The 5,339-nt window shown below is 62.4% G+C and carries 6 protein-coding genes; 3 read left to right on the top strand and 3 right to left on the bottom strand.

Translation table 11 applies throughout. The annotated features are described in order from the left end of the window. Positions 1-166: 166 nt before the first annotated feature. Entirely contained in the window at positions 167-1,522 is a 1,356-nt protein-coding gene (locus BLS91_RS19250) for an MFS transporter (RefSeq protein WP_092342666.1), read from the bottom strand. A gap of 314 nt (positions 1,523-1,836) precedes the next feature. Between BLS91_RS19250 and BLS91_RS19260 the strand changes: the two genes are divergently transcribed. Then, positions 1,837-2,769 (top strand): phosphotransferase, encoded by a 933-nt coding sequence (locus BLS91_RS19260; RefSeq protein WP_244288026.1) that lies wholly within the window; start codon positions 1,837-1,839, stop codon positions 2,767-2,769. Positions 2,770-2,777: 8 nt separating this feature from the next. Here BLS91_RS19260 and BLS91_RS19265 read toward each other — a convergent pair whose 3' ends face one another. Then, complete coding sequence (locus BLS91_RS19265; protein ID WP_092342674.1) at positions 2,778-3,143, bottom strand: nuclear transport factor 2 family protein; 366 nt, start codon at positions 3,141-3,143, stop codon at positions 2,778-2,780. A 168-nt stretch (positions 3,144-3,311) separates the two neighbouring features. Here BLS91_RS19265 and BLS91_RS19270 point away from each other — a divergent pair, with 168 nt between their 5' ends. Continuing rightward, a complete protein-coding gene (locus BLS91_RS19270) occupies positions 3,312-3,776 on the top strand; it encodes a cupin domain-containing protein (RefSeq protein ID WP_092342677.1) in 465 nt (154 codons plus the stop codon). Positions 3,777-3,893: 117 nt separating this feature from the next. Then, a complete protein-coding gene (locus tag BLS91_RS19275) occupies positions 3,894-4,082 on the top strand; it encodes a hypothetical protein (RefSeq protein WP_092342672.1) in 189 nt (62 codons plus the stop codon). 12 nt (positions 4,083-4,094) lie between these two features. On the opposite strand, the gene BLS91_RS19280 is transcribed toward BLS91_RS19275, so the two are convergent. Next, positions 4,095-5,261, bottom strand: a complete 1,167-nt coding sequence (locus tag BLS91_RS19280; RefSeq protein WP_420838515.1) for an IS30 family transposase — start codon at positions 5,259-5,261, stop codon at positions 4,095-4,097. Positions 5,262-5,339: the final 78 nt, after the last annotated feature.

Here is a 5,339-nt window from a genome sequence, read left to right on the forward strand (position 1 = left end):
TCACACCCACTCAAGCCATGCAACGACTATTGTCAGAGCCAGAAATACCCATCGTTGCGACGACCGGTTGAATTCGCCGAACCCTTTGCGGGACGATCGAGCTTCGAGTCCTGTGGGGATGGTGGTTGGGCTTGGTGGCCGATTCAAGGTGAATCAGAGCAGGCGATCATCGCACCACATGAACCATCGCCGTGCGGCGGGCCAACCACACCAATGAGAGGGCGCCCGCACCGGTGACGGCGAGAATGACTACTGCTGGATTCGCGTCCTGACCGACCGCAACGGCCCGCCCCACGACAGCACTCGCCAGCGTGGCGGCAACCGCTGTCGCGATCGCTTCGACCAAGATTGTCGCCGCAGCCGCCCGCGGAACAGTGACGCCATCCACCTCCGGTGGCACATCTACGATCTTGTTGAGGGTGTCGAGATAGACCAGCCCCATACCAATGCCCGCGAGCGTCCACCCGAGAAGGACCACAGTGATGCGCGGCAGAGCGTCGTCCGTGAGAATGACGGCTCCGGTCCCCAACAGCCCCAAGCCAATCAGGGAACCCCCTACCGCTGCGCGGCAGACGTACGCTCGGGACGTCCGTGGGGGCCATCGACTTGCTGCCAAACCCGCGAGCGCCCATCCCATGCCACTGCCGGCGAGTACCAGCGCAGCTTGTCCGGTGTTTCCCCCGAGCAGATCTTGAACGATGATCGACATGATCGCTTGGGCACCGAAATACACACCCGCCAGGAGCCCCATCGTGGCCAGTGCCGCAGGGCGGCCGGCTCGCGCGCTCAGGGTTCCCGGGGGCAGAAGCCGGCGTGCGGCAAAGATCACGGCGACGGCCCCGATGGCACCCATGGTGACAGCTACGGCGGAGGGCACTGCCTGCAGGCCCACGAGGGAGAGTAAAGCAACGCCGCCCGCGAGCATTCCGGCGGAGCCGAGCGTCAACGGCTCCTTATCGGTTCCCGGTTGCATGGTGCCCCTCAGCTGGCGAGCAGCCACGAGTCGCGCCGCGATGAGGAGCGGGAGGTAGAGCACGAGCGCCCAGCGCCAACTCGCAACAGAGGTCACCCACGCGGCGTACAGAGGGCCGGCGAGTGAGGCGAATACCCAGGTCACGCTGAAACCGGCGAGAACCGCGCGGCGCCACCCGGCAGGTAGAACTGACACGATTGCCGCCAAGGACACGGTCGCCAAAGCTCCAGCGCCCAGGCCAGAGGCGACCCGACCGGCAACGAAGACACCGACGTTCGGAGCTACGGCACTCGACACGCTGCCGGCGACCGTGAGCCAACTCAGATGAACGAGCAGCCGATCCACCCGAAAACGCTGGAGCAAGTACGGGCCCAAGGGCATCGTTAGGAACATGGCGATCTGCGCCGAGCCCACGATCACACCATAGAAGTCCTTCGCGTCGAGGTCCGAACCGATGACGGGCATCACGGTGTTCAGCAGGTAAGCCTGCATGCCCGCGACAAGCTCCAACCCCAGCAGAGCCGCGGCCAAGAGCCCAGCTCGGGTCACGCTAATCGAAGGTGATCCGCTCGTACCACCGGGAGAAATCACGCCCAAAGACCCGACCGCTCAACGACTCTGCGGACCCATACGCGCCGTGCCCACCCCACATCGCCCCCAATGCCTGGATAACCGCCAAGCCTTGACTGGATCCTATTGCAGTGACCGGACTCGGAACGAAGATGCCCTGCAACTCCAATCGCCCGGTCGACATCCAGGCGACCCACGCCGCCAAGTTCCATGCGCGTGGTTTCGTCCTAGACGTTGTTGCCTTCGAGGAACCCCCTGCGGGACAATCGCTCAAATCCGTTAGCGTAGCTTGAATGGCTATGCACGACGACGAGTTGCACATTGACGAGCAAGTAGCTCGCCGGCTGATATTAGACCAGTTTCCCGAATGGCGCCTTGAACCCGTCCGTCGCATCGTGACGGACGGAACGGTGAACGCCATCTTTCGAATCGGTGCCGACCTCACGGCACGATTCCCGCTGCGCTGCGCTGCGCCAGCTGATATGACCTCCGAACTCAACCGAGAAGCCTCAGCAATGCGCGAGCTGGCGACGTGTTGTCCGGTCCCGACTCCGGTGCCCATGGTCGTAGGCAATCCGGGTTACGGCTTCCCCCTGCCATGGTCTGTACAGACGTGGCTACACGGGGCCGTGGCAACGCCCAAAGGTTTAGCGCACTCCAACATGTTCGCCCATGACCTCACCGGCCTCGTGCATTCGCTTCGCGCCGCAGCAACCAAAGGACGCCACTTCGCAGGCTCTGGTCGCGGCGGAGATCTGAAGGACTCCGACGAGTGGATGGAACTCTGTTTCCGAGAAAGCGACGGGCTACTTCCCGTCGCTCGGCTCCGCATTCTCTGGATGGAGTTTCGGAGTTTGCCGCCTTCTGGCCGCGAGGTGATGACTCACGGCGATTTGACTCCGAGCAATCTCCTCGTCGAGGGCGACCGACTGGTTGGCGTCCTGGATGGCGGTGGGTTCGCTCCGGCCGACCCGTCACTCGATCTTGTCGCCGCGTGGCACCTGCTCGATGACGAGAGACGAGCGCTCGTCCGTAGCGAGCTGCCTTGCGATGACCTCGAATGGTGGCGTGGAGCCGCGTGGGCGTTCCAACAGGCGATGGGCCTGGTGTGGTACTACCGGGAGTCGAACCCAGGGATGAGCACTCTCGGGCAGACCACCTTGGCGCGCATCGTCAACGACCCAGAGTTTTCGGCGCCTACCTCCGGTAGCCCGGGAGCCCGTTAGCGGAACGGTCAACGGGACGTCTGCTGGTAGAGCGCTAGGCGCAGCCGTCCTTTGATTACACAGTAAACGCTGGTCATTGTCGCGACGAAAGGTGCTTCATTGCAACGAACCGATTGGGCGGTATAGATCAAGGCGGCGGTGTCAGTGCCCAGCGGGACATATCGGGTCTCCGACATCTCGTACCGATCCCACGTGGGTGCGCCATCAAGACTCGCCTTGACCGCCGCGCGGTCGAGCACCATCCCATTGGAGATGATCATCAGCCCACCGGGGGTCATTAGGTCTCCGTAGAAAGATCCGCCGCTTCCCTCGCAGAGCGAATCCCAGCCTGCGCGTTCCGTGGCCAGAAGAGAATCGAGTTCCAGGAGGGTCATGTGAACCACCATACCTACACCGCTTTCAGCGAGTTGAGGGTATATTCCGCTTGAATCCGAGCCGTTCCGTAAGCCGGACGGACAGCGCGACAAATCCGCGAGCATGGTCTCAGGAGGATCGAACAGCGGGGCCTTATGATCCGATCCGGGCAAAGCTACGATGAAAACATGACCATCGAAGACACCGGTCCCCGTCCTCAAGCATTCGATCTGGAGACCGAGACCCTCAAGAACCCGAACTACCGCACCGTGGCTTGGAGTGGCACCTACCTGCAGGTCACCCTCATGTCGATCCCGGTCAACGGGGTCATCGGACTAGAAAAGCACCCTGACACCGACCAGTTCATTCGACTCGACCACGGCCGTGGCCGCGCCCAGATGGGACCAAGCAAGAACGAACTGACCTTCGACCAAGAAGTATCCGATGGGTGGTGCGTCATCGTTCCGGCTGGCAGCTGGCACAACGTCACCAACATCGGCGACGAGCCCATGCAGGTCTATACCGTCTACGCGCCGCAACACCACAAGCCGGGCAAAGTTCACCAGACCAAGGCGATCGCCGACGCCGACACCGACGATGCACCCGCCGACTGGTCCGTTCAACCAGAACCCGTCGCTGACCAACACGCCTGAACGGAGCCGCCCGACCAGGACATCCGCCATCGTCGCGTTGACGGCAGCTACGCCCGCCAGCATCTGCCCCGAGCAGCGTAAGTGCGATTGCTGCCGGCGGCGTGCGCGTTGGGGGCAATGAGCGCGCACGGCCGCGCCGGCGAACTCGCTATCATCACGGGCGCCGAACTCGCGATGATGACCGATGCCGCAGCCCTTGGACACGCCCCGCTCGGCCTCGCGGTATTCAACCGGGTGGCCCGGACGACAACGCCCGAATCTGTAACCTGGGTGAAGGACAGCGGCCGCGCCGATGCTGTTCGGTAGGGGAAGGCGAGTTCAACTGGTCGTTGCAACGATTGGTTTTTCTGGTTCTGACAGTAGTCGTTGCATGGCTTGGGCGGGGGTGATGCCGCCGAGTGTTTTACGGGGTCGATCGTTGAGTTCGGTGGCTACTTCCAGGAGCCGTTCGGGTGAATGGACGGAGAGGTCGGTGCCCTTGGGGAAATACTGGCGCAGCAGCCCGTTGGTGTTTTCGTTACTGCCGCGTTGCCACGGAGAATGCGGATCACAGAAGTAGATGGCCATGTTGGTGGCCAGGGTGATCTGTCGGTGCTGGGCCAGCTCTGTTCCCTGATCCCAGGTCAAGGTTTTAGCCAGACGCGCGGGCAGAGTCTTGATGGTGGCTAACAGACCATCGCGAACAGTGATGGCACTGTGATCACCAGGAAGATGGACCAACATCGTGAAGCGGGTCTGACGCTCCACCAGCGTGGCGATGGCCGATCGGCAGTTCGACCCCAAGATCAGATCTCCTTCCCAATGGCCAGGTACGGCACGGTCAGAAACTTCTGCAGGTCGCTCGCTGATCATGATCATGTCGGGGATCTTGCCCGAGTTCTTCGCGGCAGGCCGTCTAGGACGCCGGATGGCCCGGCCGGTGCGCAAGTGTTGATGCAGATCAGCACGCAAATGACCGCGGCCCTGCACATAGAGTGCCTGGTAGATCGCTTCGGGGCTCACCCGCATCTCCTGCCGGTCCGGGAACACTGTCGCCAAGTGGTCACTGATTTGTTCCGGACTCCATTTCACGCACAACTTGGTCTGCACCAAGGATGCTAGTTCCGGGTGATCGAATTTGCTGGCCTTGGGTCGGCGCCCGCGAAGCTCGGCCTGCTTCTGCGCCGCATACGGGGCATACCTTGTTCGCGCTCGTGGGCCAGCCTTGGACCCACCGCGAGCTAACTCTCGACTGATCGTCGCAGGAGACCGGCCCACCTCGGCAGCGATCGCACGCACGCCGGTACCGTTCACATGCAAGTCCGCGATTCGCAGCCGTTCGTCCAAGCACAAGTACCGCCCGGACCTCTCGGCCTCCGGAACAGGGATCCGCCCTCCCGTTGCTTGACGCCAACGCCGTCCAGTTCGTCGATTCACTCCCACAGCATCACACGCCGCCGTCAGCGTCGACCCTTTGGACATCAACACCCAAAACCGAGCCTGCATCTCCACCAGCTCAAACTTCGACCACATCGGCAACACCTCTCAAAAATGGAGTGTTGCAACGACCAGTTGAATCCGCCG

The sequence above is a fragment of the Cryobacterium flavum genome (assembly GCF_900103805.1).
Lineage (GTDB): Bacteria > Actinomycetota > Actinomycetes > Actinomycetales > Microbacteriaceae > Cryobacterium > Cryobacterium flavum.